Consider the following 17693-nt stretch of genomic DNA (forward strand, 5'->3'; position numbering starts at 1 on the left):
CCAAAGCCTGGGGCTGGCTGACCGTATGACCGGCGAAACCAAGTTGTTGGTAATGGACTGCGGTCTTGAGGATCAGGAAATGCTGGCCAATCTGCACGATCGCCCGAACACGGACTTCATCCTCAAGCACAACAGGCGCAGGGAATCCAGCACGAAGTGGTTGGAGTTGGCCAAGGAAAAAGGCGTGCTGATCCGGGAGGATGCCAAAAAAGGATTTCGGGTGTACCGCGGAAGCACTTGTCGTCGCCTCAAGGATCGGGAGGAAGAGATTCGTCTGGTCTTCGACGTCAAGGAGACCTACAAGGAAAAAGGCCAGCTGTTGTTCTTGCCAAAAGTCGAGATCTTCAGCGTCTGGACGAGCCTTAGAGACTTCAGCGACAAAGAGGTCCTGCATCTCTACAGGATGCGGGGCACCAGCGAACAGTTCCATGCCGAGTTCAAGACCGAGATGGACATGGAGCGGTTGCCTTCGGGCAAGTTCAAGGTGAACAAGGCCTTCTTGCGCATGGGCATGCTGGCGCACAACATGCTCAAGGTCATATCTCAAGACATGGTCATGGAAAGGGCTTTGGGGTTGAAAAAGGCGACACGGCGCAGGATCAAAACGGTGATGAACAGCGTGATCTTCATGTCCTGCCGTTTGATCAGTCATGCCCGGACTTTGGTGATGCAACTGGGATGTTCCAAGGAGTGGCATATTTGGTTTGGCAGGTTGTTTCAACGCCTCAAGCCAGCGTAGCACCTGTAAAAGCTGGGAGAAGAAAAAGATACAGGTGTATTGCGCCAAAAATCTGGTAAAAAGTGGTGATCTGAATGATTTCAAGCTGAGATAGCTCATTTTTAGTTTCCAGTATCTTGGCAGCCTAAATGGTACGCTGAAAAATCGTTCCCAAAATGTCACTGAGAGGTTCTAATCAAGCAAAGTCACGGATTCAGGTTCCAACCCCAAACAACGGAGGTAGTCATGGCCAGTGTTGGAGAAATCTACAAGTGCGAACTGTGCGGAAACGTGGTGGAAGTCAAGGAGGCCGGCGGAGGAGAGCTGTCTTGCTGTGACCAGCCGATGGTCAAGCAGTAACCTCGAATCTTCGGGATTTCTTATTCCGATACGTGAAAACAGCGGTGCGTGGAACCGGTTTTGCCTTTCACACCGCTGTTTTTGTTCCGGGATAACCTACCGAAATCTTCAACAGGCGAGTGCGATGCCGCGTAATGGTGGAGGCGGATTGGTCCTGAAAGACGACGAAACAGGGAGAAACTCATGATAGAAGTTGGCGGAATTTTCAGCTTGATTCTACTGATCGCCTGTGTTTGGGCCATTGTTCAGGTTTTTCAAAGCCGCGCGAGCACCGGGTCGAAGGTGTTCTGGGTCGTCCTGATTCTCATTCTGCCCTTGATCGGATTGATAATCTGGTTCCTGGCCGGACCACGCGGCTCCGGATATCGACTTCGCTGAAACACCTCTCTCGCGGGGCCATCCCATCACAGTTAAAGGAGGTCTCTACCCGGAACCATTCCTTGGCCATGGCGGGCAATGTCGGCGCGAAGGTCCTATGTTTGTTGGATATATTTCGGACCTTTGTCGACAGTGCTCAACTATCCCGTACACCGAAAGGAGGGTATCGTGGAAACCCAGGATGTGAAAAACTATTTGGCCGGGTTATGCTTGGCCGCTTTGCTTACCGGCGGTGCGCTTGCCGTACCCGGACCGGCATTTGGCAGCGGTTCGGGTTGCTCCACCAATGGGACGAAAGTTGAAACCAGTGGTGATGGGCCGGATGACGACGAAGCGGAACCGGACGAAGAGATTGAAGAAGAGCCGGAAGGCAACGGGGCCTGAGAAGGCCGAGGCAGCTGATAAGGCTGCTCTGGGAACAGGTTGTTCCCGTTCACTCATTCATCCATCAGCGCCGGTCGGTGGCCGGCGCTGGTGGAACAATAGCCATCAACAACCATGACCAACACCGCATCAGCAGTATCGAACATTTTTCCCGCCTGCCATGCCTTTATCGATCCACGAACGTGGTCTGAACTGCTCCGCGGAATGCCGCAAGATACAGATTTGGAGAGCTTTCCGGGCGTTGTCGCCTCCCTGGTCCAGGCGCTGGACCTGCCTGCATATCTGCCTGAATTGGCCCTGTTGGAGTATGCCGTGCACGAATGCGGCCTTGGAAGCAGCCGGATTCCGGGGCAGGTGGCGAAGAAGACACTCAATCCCAGTCTGCGAATTCTCGATCTGAACTGGTCCGGCTTGACGCGGGCCCTTGGCAAGGAATCCCAAAAGGAGGTCAAGATCATTCCGGGACGTCAGGCGGTCCTGGTCTGGTTTGATCCCCACACAAACAAAACCAGGGCGCAACCAGCCGACGACGGGATACTGGTCGGGTTGAAAATCGTCAGTGAAGAATCGGCCATCGGCATGGCAGCCTTGGAATACGGGGTCCCCGTGGCCCAGTTGCATCGTGCGGTGGACCAAGCCGTGCTCAAAGGCCTGGTGCTGGCTCCGAAGTCACTTTTACGCAGACATCCCGAACGGTTTTGCGCCAAGGAAAAGCATTCAGAGCGCTTCCTGGTTTCCAGGGTCTTTACCTTGCAATGGCATGTTACCCAAGCCTGCGATCTGCATTGCAGGCATTGCTACGACCGCACGGAACGAGTTCCGCTGTCACTGGATCGAGCCATGCTTGTCCTGGACGAACTGGAAGCATTTTGCCTGGAGCGCAACGTCAGGGCCAAGGTCACGTTTACCGGCGGCAATCCATTGCTCTATCCGGACTTTGACGCCTTGTACCTGGAAGCCGTGAAACGCGGTTTTCCGGTCAGCATCCTGGGCAACCCGGCCTCTCGTGAGCGTCTGGAGCGCCTGCTACGGATTCAATGCCCCACGCTCTACCAGATCAGCCTGGAAGGTCTGCGCGAGCACAATGACCACATTCGCCAACCGGGGTACTTCGACCGGGTGATGGCTTTTCTCCCCTTACTCCGGGAACTGGGCATCCCCTCCCAGGTCATGCTGACCCTGACCAGGGACAACATGGACCAGGTCCTGCCTCTGGCCGAGGAACTGCGGGGCAAGACCGACCTGTTCACGTTCAACCGGTTGTCCGCCGTAGGGCAGGGGGCGAGTTTGCGCATGCCTGATCCCCAGGCATACCAGGCTTTTTTACGCGACTATCTTGAATCTTGTCCGGAAACCCCCGTTCTGGGCCTCAAGGACAACCTGATCAACATCATCCGGGATGAAAACGAGCAGAAGCCCTTTGGCGGCTGCACGGGGTTCGGCTGCGGGGCCGCGTTCAATTTCCTGACCCTGCTTTCGGATGGAGAGGTTCATGCCTGCCGGAAGTTTCCGTCTCCGCTGGGCAACATTTTCGAGCAAGGCCTGTCAGGATGCTACGATTCCGAAGCGGGTCAAGGCTATCGCTCCGGGAGCGAGGGCTGCCGGGGATGCAAGCTCCTGCCGGTTTGCGGCGGGTGCCAAGCCGTGGTCTCCAGCCTTGGACTCGATCCTTCGAAAGATCGCGATCCGTATTGTTTTATGGATTTTTCCAATGATAGCAATATGGAAGGCACTTCTTTGAGATAAAAAGCCCTGGGTCAGAGAGCCAGGAGAAGGCCTCGGAGCCGAGGAGGGCGTCTCGAAGCGTTGGGTCGCTCTTTTTCGCTACGGGAAACCCAACAAGTCGTGACGGGCAAGCCGTTCGCGATCTTGAAATTCAGTGGGGTGGCTGCTTTTGAAAAGGTGGGCGAGAGCCACCTCGTCCACCGGAGGGGTGACTCCGGGCAGTTCATTGGAAATCAAGCCGATGATATCCTCGTCATGGCCGTCGGAGTTGTATAAGGGAATGAGGTTGTGCGCTTGTAAAGAGTGCTCGTAGAGGGCATGGTCCGCCGACAGAAACTTGGTGGGGGATGCGACGGCATGATTGCGGAGAATGTTGATGGACCGCATTTCCATTCCGTCGCACCAACCAAGAATGTGTTCCAGTTCCGGCGTTGGGTCCGGCTGGTACCGAAAGGCATGCGCGACGAAAAGAAACGTGTTGTCGCGCTCCGGGGCAACCAGTCGGTTAAGGTCGGAGAGGGAGAGGAGCGGCACGTGACGATCCAGAAACCGCGTCCCAAAGGCCACGATATGGTACCCCTCGGTCAGTGCGATCTCGATGCCGGAGTAGAGTTTCAATTTCGGGTAGTTGGATTGCAATGCGTCCAGGCGGTCCTGGTCCCAGTAGACGCCGTGTTCCGTGAAAAGCAGGGCGTCCAGACCCCTGGAGATGGCGATTTCACATGCTTTTTGCGGGCTGACGAAAGAGCAGCAGGAGTGCAGGCTGGTATGAAAGTGGCAGTCAATGCGCATAGAGAAGCAATACGTTCATTGGTTGGTGGAGTTGGCGGAGTCCTTGGGGAGGAGAAAATCCGGCAAAGTCGGCGACATGAAGCAATCACCCAAGGTGAACGCACTCAATGAAGCCGACCAGAGAATCCAGGGCAGGCTACGCCTATGTGCTTTTGGCCGCAACTCTCTGGGGGATGATCGGCCCTTTGGCCTTGCTGGCTTTTCAGCAAGGCTTGGAGCCGCTGGAGGTGGCCTTTTGGCGGGCGACGCTGGGAGCGCTGCTGTTCATGGTCCATGTCTCGATTTGCGGGCAATGGCGCATCCAGCGTCCTGACCTGCCGGCTTTTTTCTTTTTCGGCTTGGTCTGCGTGGGAGTGTTTTACGGTGCGTTTCAGAAGACGGTCGAACTGGGCGGCGCTTCCGTCGCCGCGGTCCTGCTTTATACCGCACCGGTCTGGGTGGCCTTGCTGGCCCGGATATTTCTCGGGGAGGCCCTGGGGCGTTTGAAACTGCTGGCCGTGGGCATGACCTTGCTGGGTGTTCTGGGGGTCAGCCTCGGTCCGGACGGCCTGACCGCTCTGCGTGACGGCCTCTGGAGTCCGGCGGCGGTGGGGTATGGGTTGCTTTCGGGACTGACCTACGCTCTCTACTATATTTTTGGAAAGCGATATCTGGGCAAGTATTCCGCGGCCTCGGTGATGGTCATCGCCTTGCCCGTCGGAGCCTTGGCCCTGTATCCGTTCGTGGATTTTCATGAAAAGACGCTCGTCGCCTGGATAGCCCTGGCCGCCTTGGCCCTTGTTTCCACCTACGGCGCCTTCCTGGCCTATTGTGCGGGGCTGCGTCGCCTGGAAGCCACCCGGGCCTCGGTGGTGGCCACGTTTGAACCCGTGGTGGCCGCGCTGGTCGCCTTTGTTTGGTGGGACGAGCGAATGGGCTACCTTGGCATTCTGGGAGCGACGCTGATCATCATCTCCGTCCTGCTCATGGTCCGGGCCGGGAACGAAAGCCGGCCCGGCTGTGTCTCTCGTTGATTCTCGAGCCCTGTGAAGCCAGGCGCTTTCGCCGCCCTTGACCAAGCCCAAGAACTTACAGTAATTATCCTCGCTTTGCGCCAGTAGCTCAGTTGGATAGAGCATCGGCCTTCTAAGCCGAGGGTCGGGGGTTCGATCCCTCCCTGGCGCGCCAAAAAATTAAGGGTTTACGATGAAAATCGTAAACCTTTTTTTTCTTGGTGCGCCCGGCAGGGCGTACTCACTTGGAGGTGTGCCAGTCCGTTGAAAAACTCCCAATTGCTGCGTCGCTAAAAAAAGTTCAAACTCTCACGTATGAATAAATACGCTTCGACCTTGAACTTTTTTTGCTCCTTGCACTTGGGGTTTTTGGACGGACTGTGGATAAGGACTTTTTCAACACTCAGGTAAGTCCTCTACGGACCAAAGGTTCACTGGCCGTGGCTCAAGGAAGAATCGCGGCGGGCAGGTGCTAACAGTCAAGGGTCAGCCAGTCCAGCAGTTCTTTTGGGGATCGCAGGACCGCGCGTGCGCCGGCGGCCAGAAGTTCTTCAGTGCCGCGGAAGCCCCAAGCCGCGCCAAGCGAGGTCATGCCTGCGGCGTTAGCGGTATGCATGTCCACGTCGGAGTCGCCGAGAAAGAGGATGGCTTCAGGGGGGAGTCCCAGGTGCATGCTCGTTTCCAGGGCAGTGGTCGGGTCGGGCTTGCGGGGCTTGTCCGGGCGTGCGCCCATGACCAGTTGAAACAGGTTCGTCGGGAAAAAGTGGTCGACCATGGCCGCGGTGGCGTCATGAGGCTTGTTGGACAGTATGGTCATCGGGACGCCACGCTCTCGCAAGGCATTCAAGAGAGGATCGATCCCCGGGTACGGTTTGGTTTTGTTGGCCCACCCGCGGGCATAAACCTCCCGCATTTCCGAAACGATTTCCGCGACCCGTCGTTCTTCACGGCGTTCATCCTCGGGCATGGCCCGTCGAATCAGCGTGGTCACGCCGTTGCCGACAAAACGCCGATAGGCGTCCAGCGGATGCGTGGGCCAGTGGTGGTTGGTCAGGACCGTGTTCACGGCGTCGGCCAAGTCCTCCAGCGTGTCAAGCAGGGTTCCGTCAAGATCGAAGATAATGCCTTGGAATGGAGCGGGGAACGTCATTGCATCTCCGGGGGATAGTTTAGGAGTTGTTAAGGGCGCTTTGCTGAGCACAACCATGGTGATGTCATGGCCCGTTATTCCTGCATCAGTTCAGGCAAAAATCTCAGATATGCTAAATAGTCGTTATACAAGACCTCAGCTCGTGAACCAGCCACTGGGTGGAGATAGTCCGGAATACTGAAGGCCACGATGTCGTCGCCGGCAAATTGTTTGGCTTGACGCAACTGCCCCGCGATTCTTTCCATGGACGCCGGGACAAAGCCGAGGCCGTCTTCCGCGGGAGCGAAGGTTTCCACGATGACGCGGAGGCGTGCGCCGGTCCGCGGTATGGATGTCGCCAAGGCCTCAAGGTAGGCCGCCGACTCGGTGGGGAGGAGACGTTCGGTGCCCAGGCCGTCCTGGTACAGCACCTCGGTGATGTTTCCGGAGCTGGCCAAAGCGGCCATGAGCGCGGCGAACCCGATCGGGTCGTTGCGGCCGGTGGCAAAGCACGAGACACTAATTTCCACTTCCGGGGAGAGTTCGCGCAACCCATCAGTGAGGCGGGCCAGATGATTCGTCAGCCGGTTCAGGCGTTGAGCGTCAATCCAGGTGGCGTCGTCGATTTCCTGCGGAATATAGAATCCAGCGAAAACCAAATCCTCGCCGTATCGTTCCACCAAAGTCCGGGCCAGGGAAAGTTGGTCCTGGAGCAGGCGATTCAGAAAAACCTCCACCAGTCCGGCTTCATTCTTTATTTTTTCCCACCATGCCGGGTCTTCGGTCAGGCCGAATCGGACTGATAGCCCATGCCGCCGGGCTGCTTCGACGATCAGGTCCACGACGGGAGCGGGGTCAACGAGGTCGTCAGGTACCTCCATGCGTCGATCCGGGGTCAGTCGCCAGAAAAAAGCCGGTTCGGTGATCAGCGACCATTGGAGGATGATTTCCTGAATACCCATTGCCTTCAGATCAGCGCAGAGAGTGTCCCATGTCTGCTCGGGCCAGTCGGCATGACGGTCCCATAGCTGGATGAACGTAGAGGAAAAAGCCGGGGGAGTCTCGGCCCGGACTGGAGATGCGCCCCAGGCCAGGGCCAAGCACGTCAGGAGCGCCCACCACGCGGCCCGAAGCCTAGAACCGGAAGAGCAGTGTCGCGAAAAAGGCGTCAATTTGGTCGTCCTTGATGTTGTCCGTATTGAATATTCGACCTACCTTGTAGGTCATGAGAAGTTCCACGCTTTTCCGGGGCAAGGAGTACTTGTCCTCGTCGTACAGGTAGCGGGTGGAAAGGCCGAGGCCGCCCTCGTAAAAGGAGACGTCGTCGGCCCGTGATTCGGACCACCACTTGGCGTCGGCCACCAGAAACGGCGTCAGGATCAGGTTGTCGCGCACCTTCCAGTTGAAGCCCTGACGACCCTCCACATAGGCCGCCAATCGGGACGGAGACTCCAGATAGGCGTCGACTTCTCCGAACAGAAAAGAGTAATTCCAAAACGTTTCGTTGGGACGGACCCGGTCCGAGTCATCGAACAGGGAAAGCATGGCCCGGGCGACCCAGTTGTCCTCCCCGTCTCCGGAAAGAGAAAACAGCCGCTCCAAGCCCAGATTCAGGTTGTAGGGTTTCAAGGGCTTGTAGCGAAGGCCCAGGGCCGCTTCCCAGGAGTTGTCCAGCACGCGGAAACTGTCCGGTTCCATGCTCCAGCCCAGTCGTCCGATGAGCTTGAAGATCCGATGGTCCTGGAAGCCCCATTCCGGCGGAATCCAGCCCAGTTCTATCCCCGACGACGTGCGCAACACGTCCCGGCCCGGCGCGGCCAATCCACCGAGGGTTCCGGTTTTGCCCGAGGTGTAGGTCAGCCAGAAGTCCAGATCCACGGCATTGCGCAGGGCCCGTATTTCGCCGCGCATCCTTCGGACATCCTCAGCGACGGCCTGGGCCTGTTCTTCATCTTCCGCGGGGCGAAGCGGGGCGTTGTCAATGGCATCCATGAAGTGCGCTACGGCTTCTTCGTTGTCGCCCTGCTGCATGGCGATGTAGCCCAAGTCCTGATGCACCGCGAGGAAGTCCGGTTCATGCAGGGCCGCTTCGCTCAAAGGAATTCGGGCATCGTCGATGCGCTCCAGTTTCAGGAATTCGTAGCCGGAGGCCATCAGCATCGCCGGTGTTCCATGCAGGCTCGTTGCTTGAGCGAAGGCTTCCGCCGCGGCCTCATGGTCTTCCTTGCGGCGATATATTCCGCCCAACTCAAACCAAAGCTCAGCGAGTCGCTCTTCTCCGTGCCCTTGGTTCTCAGCCTGAACCAGGGCGGCATGGTAAAGACACTCCGATTCGTCCAGGCGATCGAGAGCACCGGCGATTCGGGCCAACAAAACGACTCCCGGGGGCTGGTCGTGTTCCGGAAGGTCGGCTTGATCCACAACTTGGAGGATGTCGTCGGCGCGCAGCGCATCTCCGCTGGACAGCAATGCTCTTGCCAGACGAAAGCGTGTTTCCGGGGAGTCTTGCAGTGCCAATGCCTTTTCGTACCAGACGACGGCCAGATCATGGCGGGCAAGTTCCTCGTTCAGATAGCCCAGAAGCATCAACACGGGATACTGCTCATCCTGCGGCAGCAGGCTCGGCTTGGAGTCGAAAACCGTTTGACCACGCATGAACAGGGCTTGGTTGAGAGCGTGCAGGGCCAAACCGGGCTGGTCGAGGCGTTGGTAGGATCTGGCCAAGCCGACCCAGGCCATGTCTCCCGCGCCAAGCTCGGCCGCCCGGGCAAAAGCGTCTCGAGCGCGGTGGTGGAGGTCCATCGCGGCCAGGGCATAACCAAATTGGAGCATGCGACCGGGCTGTTCGCCTCCTCGAATCACGGCGCGTTCCATGGCTTGCAGCGCCCGGATACGGTCGCCTTGGCTGATGAGGATTTCCGCGGAAGATTCCGCGATTTGCGCGGCTTTTTCCGGTGGGAGACCGAGTTGATCCTCGGCTTGTTCAAGGAAGACCACGGTTCGTTCCTGCCAATCGGGCAGGGCACGTGTTTGTTCCAATCGGGCCAGGCGCAGCAGAACGTCGGCTCGATCCGGTCCCCTGGCCGTATCTTCCAGCAGAGTGACCAGAACGTCGCCTGCCTGTTCAGGGCTGTCGCCCTCCAAGAACAGCCTCTCCGCACGCCCCAGGAGGTCCGTTCGTTTTTCCGCGTCCACGGCAGGCAAGGCCGCGGCGCGGAGCAGGGTTCTTGCCGCGGCATCCGGGCTGCCAGCCTGCCGCTGCAGATGCGCCGCGGACTCCATTGCCCGAAGTCGGTCTTTCGGGGCGGCGTCGGTGTTGTCGGCCAATTTCAGGGAGGTGGCGATGGCTTGGTCGATCCGTCCGGTTTTGGTCCAGAACCCGACGATCATTTCCGCCATGGCGGCATCCTTCATTCCGCTGGCTTCCCATGCTTTTTCGTATTCCTGGGCAGCGATGTCAAAGCGTTCCTGTTTCACGGCCAGCGCACCCAGGGTGGTCCAGGATGCCGGAGAGAGGTCGTCTTGCGCGGCTTGTTCAAACGCCAGGCTTGCTCCTCGGAAATCGCCGCGTCGCTCTCGAATGACGCCGAGCATGACCAGGGCCCGCTTGCGCTTATCCGGGTCGGTGGTCTGCGCCAGGATTTCAGCATGATGCTCGGCTTCATGGAGTTGGCCGAGATCGAAAAGCAGCTGCGCGAGATGTCCGCGGGCCTGCTCGTTGCCTGCTTCCACGGCTCGGCGATAATGCTCCGCGGCTTCCGTGGAAAGACCGGCGCGTAGAGCCAGCTCGGCCAGTCGCGGCTCCAATTCGCGTGGCGTTTCCTGGGCCTGGGTGGTTTGCGTAAGCAATGCTCTTGCCTGGGCGTATTGCCCGAGCTGAATGGCTTCCTCGGTGGCGGCCGATAGGGCCTGGTTGCGAAATTCCCTGGATTTCGCCTGAAGAGCGGCTGTTTCAAACGCTTCCAGGGCCAGGGTATGTTCGCCGAGAGCGGAAAGGGCGAATCCACGGACTAGGTTCGGTGACCAGGAGAATTCTTCCTGGACGGATTCGTCGAGTAGCGTCAGAACCTGATGGAAGTCCTCCCGGGCCATGGCCCGGTTGACCAGGGTCAAAAGGATGTCGCTGTGTTGTTCCTTGGAGATATCCGGCAAATCCAGGACTCGCTGAAAATCGGCTTGGGCTTCGTCCCAGCGTTCCAGGCGATCCAGAGCCCAGGCGCGATAAAGACGCGGGAGCAGGGCGTTTGGTCGGTTTTCCAGGATTCGACTGGCGTGTTCGACGATTTCGGTATCCTCTCCAAGCTGCTCCAGCAGGATGATCAGTTGAAGCCGTACGTTGACCTCAATCGGGTCGATGGCCAGGAACGCCTGAAGCTCGTTGGCCGCGCCCCGGATGTCGTCCTTGGCCTGAAGGCGAAACGCCATGTCCTGGTGCGGATAAGTCCGGTTTCTGCGCAGCTCGCGGGCGATGACGCCTTCGTCTGTTCGATGGATTTCAAACGGCTGAGCAGCTGGCTCGGCAAGGATGTCTTCCGGGAAGGAAAAAAGGAAAAGGCCGAGAAGCAGGACGGCGCGTGCAAGGAAGAGGGTCATGCGTCGGGTCCGGAGATACGGGTTGAAACGGATTCCAGTGTCGCCTGATCGATCACGTCCATGTCGATTAAAATGGTTTCCAGCCGTCTGGTATTTCTGTTTTGCAATTGCAGGGCTTCATCCAGTTGGGCTTGGGTTATGACGCCTTGCTCCAGGAGACAGGTTCCCATCGGGGCGATATCCCGCCTGTTTTCGACGCAGGATTTGAGTTCAACGAGACTGGACCTGTCCAAATGTCCGAGAGCCGTGAAGACTTCTCCGAGGTTCCGATACCCCTTCCTTTGTCTCGTTCGGGCTTCATCGAGCTGCTCTGGAGTAATAAGTTTCTGAGTCAAAAGTTCCGCCGCAAGTTTCTCTTCAAGCGATTCTCGTGCCAATCTTTCATAGCCAAAGCGTATCGCGAAGGATAAATCGCCGCGGGTGGTCAGACGTAATACGATGGGACGACCGAGCTCACTTTCCAGTTGTCTGATTTCGTTTGTGTCGCTGATGGAGTCAACAGCTAGGATCAGGCCCCCTTCCGGAGTGAGGCCCACCGGAAAGAGACGCTGTCGCCGGGCCATGCCCGCGGGAACCATGGCGATCACTTCCTTGTCCACGGCGTACGGATCAACGACGGTGGTCTGGACTCCGAGCTGAACACCCAGCGTCTGTAAAAGCTTGTCCTCCTCAAGGACGCCCATGTCTTCCAGGATTGCGCCCAGGGGCTGCCCGGTGGCCCTTTGACGGTCCAAGGCCGTGTCCAGCTGTGCCACGGTCACGAATCGACGATCCAGCAGCAAATCGCCCAAGCGACGCCGGTAGCGGACCAGCTCTTCCTCGCTGGGGTAAGAGTGGTCGGTCTTGTCCCAGGCCACGGGGGTCCCGGTAAGCAGGTGCCGGGTATACAGCCTGATTGCCCGGATCGTGGCGAAAAAATTGATGACGTTGGCCCAGATCAACCGAAAGGGACTTAAGGCGGCTTGGCCGATGCCGTTGGTTCGGGCCACGTACCAGCCTCGGATGCCGAGCTGCCAGAGCAGCAGGCCCAGGTTGGCCAGCATCAAATAGAAGAGCGTCGTTCCGGCGGTGACCACGGGAGGATAGCGATAGGCGTCGGGAAAAACATACACGTAGCCCCAGACGGTCAGATAGACAGGTACGAGGATGTTGGCCAGCATGTTCACCTGGTTGGTGATCAATCCTACCCTGTCCCTGGCCAGCATGTACCTGGTCCAGAATCCGCCCACCCAGCCGATGGTTTCCCAGGCCTGCAAGGTGATGCCCAATATCCAGCGTGATTTTTGGCGGACCGCGGTGCCAAAGGTGCGGGGGAAATATTCCCGGACCCCGATATAATCCCGCTTGCGGACAGTCCTTTCCCGTCCGGTCAGGCGGCTTTTTTTGCGCACGGTGCGCTCAAAGGCCACCCGTGAGAATATCTGGCGTACTCCGGTGACTTGGGCCAGACGGATGCCGAAATCGTAGTCTTCAGTCACTGAACCGATGGTGAAAAGGCGATTCTGGTTTTCTTGTGCCAGGGTGAGCAGCAATTTTCTGGAAAAGGCCGTCCCGACACCGGCGGAAGGGAGGTTGCCGGTGAGCAGTTCCCGGACGACCATGTCTCGGGAGTGGTTCGTGGCGAACTCGTCCAGGTAGGTGCCCATGGTGAACTGCCACCATTTGGGTTCCATGGGCAGAACCGGAACCTGGACCATGTCCATGCGGGGTATGAGGTAATTGAAGAGCTTCAGAAGCATGGGGTGCAGGACGTCCTCGGAGTCCTCCATGACAATGATTTCGAATTCAGTGCCATGGCTTTTCTCGTAATGCCGGATGCCCTCGAATATCCAGTTCAGACAGTCGGCTTTGGATGTCGGGCCGTCCTTGGGGCAAACGATGCGTTCCACGTTTCCGTAGCGCTCCCGGACAAGGTCCACTTCCCGCTGCGTGGCTGGATCGTTGGGGTACGTGCCGACGAAAATGACGTAGTTGGAATAGTTGAGCACCTTGATGGAGTTTTCCAGCATGCGGCTGATGACCGCGGATTCATCCCAGCAGGGAATCATTACGGCGATGAACTGTTCGGGGCGGCCCGTCAGGTCTTCTTCGGCAAGGGGCTTGGCTCTTCGGAAACCGAAAACGAATACTCGCCGCCAGACTTCATTGCCGATGCGGACCAAGTCGATAAATAGGTCGCTGAGTCCGTTCAGAAAAAAGACCAGTCCGAAAATCCACAAACCGGCTTTCAGAAAGATGAGCAGAACGGGTAGGATATCCTGAACCATGTGCCTATCCCTCGGAGCAGGTTCCGAAGAAGGTCTCTTCCGGGAGCAACAAGGGGCGTTCCGCGCGGAGAAAGCGCCTGGAGGCCGAGACAATGCGTTGGGCTGCCCGTCCGTCGCCGAAGGGGTTGCCGTTTCGGCGCATGATCCGGGAAACCCCGGATCGCTTGGCGAGCACTTCGCCCGCGGCCTGGGTCACGGTTTGCGGGTCCGTGCCCACCAGCCGGGCAAAGCCGCAGTTCACGGCATCGGCGCGTTCGGTGACGTCGCGGGTAACCAGGACCGGTATGCCGAAAGAAGGGGCTTCTTCCTGAACGCCTCCGGAATCGGTCAGGATCAGTTCGGCCTGGTGCATCAAACGAACGAATTCCAGGTACGGAACGGACGGAAGCAGCACGATCCGGTCATGGTGCCCAAGGATTTGACGTGCGGTTTGCTGGACAAGCGGGTTGGCGTGAACCGGAAACACCGCGACCACGTCCGGATGGTCCTGGACAATGCGTTCCACGGCCCGGCAAATGTTTTCCAAGCCCTGGCCCCACGACTCCCGGCGGTGGGCCGTGACCAGGATCAAGCGCCGTCCCTGGAGGAGGTTTTGGACATCCGGAGCCAGGGGGCCGAGTTTGTCCTCGAAATGCAACAAGGCGTCCACTACGGTATTGCCCGTGACGGCGATGTTCTCCGGAGGGATGCCCTCGGCCCGCAATTCGTCGGCAGCCGCATCAGTTGGCGCGAAGTGCAGCCCGGTGACAATGGAGACCAGGCGGCGGTTGGCTTCCTCGGGGAAAGGATTTTGGAGGTCATGGCTCCGCAGGCCTGCCTCCACGTGTCCTACGGGCACATGGTGATAAAACGCCGCCAGGGCCGCGGCCAGGACCGTGGTGGTGTCACCCTGGACCAGGAGCAGATCAGGTCGGCGGCTTTTGATTTCCCGGTCCATGACGCGGATCACGTCCGCGGTCGTTTCGGCTAGAGAACTCCCCGGACGCATGACTTCAAGGTCGCGGTCGGGTCGTAGGTCAAAGGAATCCAGGATCTGCGTGAGCATCTCCTTGTGCTGCCCGGTGCTCAACACCCGGACCGAAAAATCTTCGGGAAATTCATGAAAAGCGGCGATGACCGGGGCCATTTTGACGGCTTCGGGCCGTGTGCCGAGGACGATGTCGATGGTATGGGGCATGGGTAGGTTTGGTTGAGGAGAAACGAATAGATGAAGCGCTTGCCGCGTCATCTATTCGTTTCGGATTTAAAACACCAGAGGGGGCGAGGATGAGGAAGGAGGCAAGTACCATTTTTTGAGTTATTTTTTTCTGAATTCTTTGTCGATGTCTATGGATTATTCATTGTTTTTGCTGTACGGCTTTTCTCTCAGCTCGCAGGTTGGTTCACATTCCCGTCATGTTTTCTTTTTTCGGGCCTGTTGGGATGTCCCGGTTTGGAGGTGCGGCCATGTCTCAAGCTTCCATGGAGAATTTGCGGAAATTTGTGGCCCCGGAGTTTGTTTTCGGGGTGGGGGCACGTCGGCTTGTCGGGCAGTTCGCCCGGAATTTCTCGGTGCGTCGGGTTTTGGTTGTGGTGGACGAGGTGGTCCGCGGGCTGCCGTGGGCCACGGACGTCCTCGGCAGTCTGGATCAGGCAAATCTGGAGTATCGGCTTTTTTCGGACCTTTCCCCCAACCCGCGGGCGGAGGAGGTCATGCGGGGGGCGAGATATTATCTTCAGGAGGATTGCCAGGCCATCGTCGCTCTGGGTGGCGGCAGCGTCCTGGACTGCGCCAAGGGGATCGGCATCGTCTGCGTCAACAACCGTCCGATCCTGGACTTCGAGGGCGTGGACAACGTTCCGGTGCCCGGCCCCCCCTTGATCTGCATTCCCACCACCGCGGGCAGTTCCGCCGACGTTTCGCAGTTCGCGATCATCACGGATCAGGCGCGCAAGGTGAAAATCGCCATCGTGAGCAAGGCCATGGTTCCGGATATCGCCTTGATCGATCCGGAAACCACCACCAGCATGTCGCCGCATCTTACGGCCTGTACCGGGTACGACGCTTTGACTCACGCGGTGGAGGCCTATGCGTCCAACGCCAGCTCCCCCATTACGGATCTGCATGCCCTGGAGGCCGTCCGTCTGACCGGCAGGCACCTGCCGCAAGCAGTGGAAGCCCCGCTGGACATGGAAGCCCGATCCGGAATGATGCTGGCCTCGTTGTATGCCGGGCTGGCTTTCTCCAACGCCAGCCTGGGCGCGACCCACGCCATGGCTCACAGTCTCGGCGGATTGCTGGACCTGCCTCATGGCGAGTGCAACGCCATTCTGCTCAGCCGGGTGGTGGATTTCAATTTCCACGCCATCCCTGATCGCTATCTGCGGGTGGCTGAAGCCTTGGGGGTGGGCTGTCGGGGACTGGAGGCCGACGGTCAGCGTCAGGCGCTGGTGGAGGGGCTTGTGGCGTTGCGCAGGCAGGTCGGGCTGACCAGGGACCTGGGAGATCTGGGCGTCAGTCCATCGGATATTCTGGAATTGTCCCGTCAGGCCGTGTGCGATCCTTGCATGGTCACCAATCCCGTCCACCCTGCTGTGGAGGACATCGAACGCATATATGCCTGAAACCATGAATAGGTCCATCCCACTCGAAGGCTTGGTTCCCGAAAACGACGCTGACGTCGACCTCCAGGGGGCGACGATCAACCGCGACGCCTTGCGTCGTCGGATCATCGGCCTGGGCGAAGATTCCATCCACAAAAGCTATTACCCGCAGTTGCAGCAGCGCTTGCGGGAGTTGCATCGCTTCAAGACCCTGCTGGACGGCAGCAATGAAGGGATTTTTCTGATTCGGTTGCCGGATTCACGCCAACCGGATTCCGACATGCCGGATGTCGCCATGGTGGACGTGAATGAATCAGCCTGCGTCCAGCTTGGCTACTCTTGTCAGGAAATTCTGGAGCTTTCCTTTTTCGATCTTTTCCCCACCAAGGATCATCGTCGGCTGGAGTCCTTTCTCTCCACTCTGGAGCAGTCCGAGCACGGGCGGTCCATTATCACGGAATTCATCCGTTCCAATGGGGAATGTTTTCCCGTGGAAGTCTCTTCGCGGTTGGTTCGGTTCGACCTAGCCCCTTACGCCGTGGTCGTGGTCCGGGACATATCCGAACGGTTGCGCATGGAGGAGGAACTGCAACGGACCGGAAACCTGGAGGCTCTTGGCGTACTGGCCGGTGGCATCGCGCACGATTTCAATAATTTTTTGACGGCGATCATGAACCAGATATCCTTGGCCAAGCTGCACCTGGATCAGACGGATCTTATTCTGGAAAAATTGACCTATGCTGAAAACGCCTGCCTGCAGGCCAAAGGATTGACTCAGCAACTGTTGACCTTTGCCAAGGGCGGGGAGCCGGTGCGCAGAGTCGCTTCCATGGCGGCTTTAGTCGGTGATGCCTTGCGGTTGGTTCTGGCCGGAACCAACGTCAAACCCATGCTGACCATTCCCGATGATTTATGGCTGGTGGACATTGATCCGGGACAGATTTCGCAGGTTTTGAACAACTTGTTGATCAACGCCGTTCAGGCCATGCCCGAGGGTGGGATGCTGCGCGTGTCCGTGCGCAACGTGATGATGCACGCCGAGGATGCTCTGGAATCGACGTTGGAAGAGCACTTGCCCCATGGCGACCATCTTTGCGTGACCATCCAGGATAGTGGCCCGGGAATCCCCGAAGAGATATTGCCCAAAATATTCGATCCTTATTTTACCACCAAAGCCCAGGGCAGCGGACTCGGATTAGCCACTTCCTACTCGATCGTCCGGAAGCACGGAGGAACGCTGACCGTAAAGTCCAAGCTGGGTCAGGGGGCTACGTTCACGTTTTGCCTGCCAGCCACGCGGTCCGAGACGGATACGGCTCAGAGGCAACCCAGTGAGCCTCTCCCTTCGACTGAGGTCGCCCATCGTATTCTCTTCATGGACGACGACGACATGATCCGTGAATCCATGGGAGAGATTCTGGAGGGCATCGGCTATACCGTAACCCTGGTCCGTGACGGACGAGAGGCCTTGGAGGCCCTGCACCGGGCGCGAGAGGACAACCAGGCTTTCGACGTGGCCATCATGGACTTGACCATTCCCGGCGGCATTGGCGGAGTGGAGGCGGTCGGGCGGCTGAAGGCCGTGGACCCGCTTCTCAAGGCCGTTGTTTCCAGCGGCTACAGCACGGCTCCGGCCATGGCCCACTATCGGGAGTACGGTTTCGACGCCGTGGTGGCCAAGCCTTATACGGTGAGCGAGTTGCGACATGTTTTGGATCGATTGATGAGTGGAGACGAGGAAGAAGGATGAATGCCAGAAAACTTTTTTTGAA

At 58.3% G+C, this 17693-nt stretch carries 14 protein-coding genes and 1 tRNA gene; 9 read left to right on the forward strand and 6 right to left on the reverse strand.

The window, feature by feature from the left end; genetic code table 11:
- The 5 genes from GY33_RS0114450 to sbtM form a co-directional block, all read left to right on the forward strand.
- Positions 1-739: transposase (locus GY33_RS0114450; RefSeq protein ID WP_152555209.1), on the forward strand; the 739-nt coding region annotated here is incomplete at its 5' end.
- Between the two features lie 225 nt (positions 740-964).
- The gene (locus GY33_RS0114455; protein ID WP_031388015.1) at positions 965-1078 is read left to right on the forward strand and encodes a desulfoferrodoxin FeS4 iron-binding domain-containing protein; all 114 of its coding nucleotides are present in this window, start codon (positions 965-967) and stop codon (positions 1076-1078) included.
- 183 nt (positions 1079-1261) lie between these two features.
- Complete coding sequence (locus GY33_RS0114460; protein WP_031388016.1) at positions 1262-1456, forward strand: PLDc N-terminal domain-containing protein; 195 nt, start codon at positions 1262-1264, stop codon at positions 1454-1456.
- 168 nt (positions 1457-1624) lie between these two features.
- The gene (sbtA, locus tag GY33_RS0114465; protein ID WP_031388017.1) at positions 1625-1840 is read left to right on the forward strand and encodes an SbtA family thio(seleno)oxazole RiPP natural product precursor; all 216 of its coding nucleotides are present in this window, start codon (positions 1625-1627) and stop codon (positions 1838-1840) included.
- A 204-nt stretch (positions 1841-2044) separates the two neighbouring features.
- The gene (gene sbtM, locus GY33_RS0114470; RefSeq protein ID WP_235185535.1) at positions 2045-3586 is read left to right on the forward strand and encodes a thio(seleno)oxazole modification radical SAM maturase SbtM; all 1542 of its coding nucleotides are present in this window, start codon (positions 2045-2047) and stop codon (positions 3584-3586) included.
- 78 nt (positions 3587-3664) lie between these two features.
- Here sbtM and GY33_RS0114475 read toward each other — a convergent pair whose 3' ends face one another.
- Positions 3665-4357, reverse strand: a complete 693-nt coding sequence (locus GY33_RS0114475) for a PHP domain-containing protein (protein WP_031388019.1) — start codon at positions 4355-4357, stop codon at positions 3665-3667.
- Between the two features lie 107 nt (positions 4358-4464).
- Between GY33_RS0114475 and GY33_RS0114480 the strand changes: the two genes are divergently transcribed.
- Complete coding sequence (locus tag GY33_RS0114480; RefSeq protein ID WP_031388020.1) at positions 4465-5370, forward strand: DMT family transporter; 906 nt, start codon at positions 4465-4467, stop codon at positions 5368-5370.
- A 77-nt stretch (positions 5371-5447) separates the two neighbouring features.
- A tRNA-Arg gene (locus GY33_RS0114485) sits at positions 5448-5524 on the forward strand.
- Positions 5525-5821: 297 nt separating this feature from the next.
- Here GY33_RS0114485 and GY33_RS0114490 read toward each other — a convergent pair.
- From GY33_RS0114490 to wecB, 5 genes are all read right to left on the reverse strand, one after another.
- A complete protein-coding gene (locus GY33_RS0114490; protein ID WP_031388021.1) occupies positions 5822-6499 on the reverse strand; it encodes an HAD family hydrolase in 678 nt (225 codons plus the stop codon).
- A 74-nt stretch (positions 6500-6573) separates the two neighbouring features.
- Positions 6574-7650 (reverse strand): DUF4434 domain-containing protein, encoded by a 1077-nt coding sequence (locus GY33_RS0114495; RefSeq protein WP_161788481.1) that lies wholly within the window; start codon positions 7648-7650, stop codon positions 6574-6576.
- The gene (locus GY33_RS0114500; protein ID WP_031388023.1) at positions 7613-11071 is read right to left on the reverse strand and encodes an NfrA family protein; all 3459 of its coding nucleotides are present in this window, start codon (positions 11069-11071) and stop codon (positions 7613-7615) included. Before GY33_RS0114500 ends, GY33_RS0114495 begins: the two co-directional genes overlap by 38 nt.
- Complete coding sequence (locus GY33_RS0114505; RefSeq protein ID WP_035272376.1) at positions 11068-13338, reverse strand: glycosyl transferase family protein; 2271 nt, start codon at positions 13336-13338, stop codon at positions 11068-11070. The genes GY33_RS0114500 and GY33_RS0114505 overlap by 4 nt, the downstream gene beginning before the upstream one ends.
- Positions 13339-13342: 4 nt before the next feature.
- Positions 13343-14515, reverse strand: coding sequence for a non-hydrolyzing UDP-N-acetylglucosamine 2-epimerase (wecB, locus tag GY33_RS0114510; protein ID WP_035272378.1), 1173 nt, complete (start codon positions 14513-14515; stop codon positions 13343-13345).
- A 269-nt stretch (positions 14516-14784) separates the two neighbouring features.
- On the opposite strand from wecB, the gene ercA reads away from it, so the two are divergent.
- Entirely contained in the window at positions 14785-15942 is a 1158-nt protein-coding gene (gene ercA / locus GY33_RS0114515; protein WP_031388026.1) for an alcohol dehydrogenase-like regulatory protein ErcA, read from the forward strand.
- Complete coding sequence (locus GY33_RS0114520) at positions 15935-17671, forward strand: ATP-binding protein (RefSeq protein WP_051822679.1); 1737 nt, start codon at positions 15935-15937, stop codon at positions 17669-17671. The genes ercA and GY33_RS0114520 overlap by 8 nt, the downstream gene beginning before the upstream one ends.
- Positions 17672-17693: the final 22 nt, after the last annotated feature.

The organism is Desulfonatronum thiodismutans, assembly GCF_000717475.1.
GTDB classification, from domain to species: domain Bacteria; phylum Desulfobacterota; class Desulfovibrionia; order Desulfovibrionales; family Desulfonatronaceae; genus Desulfonatronum; species Desulfonatronum thiodismutans.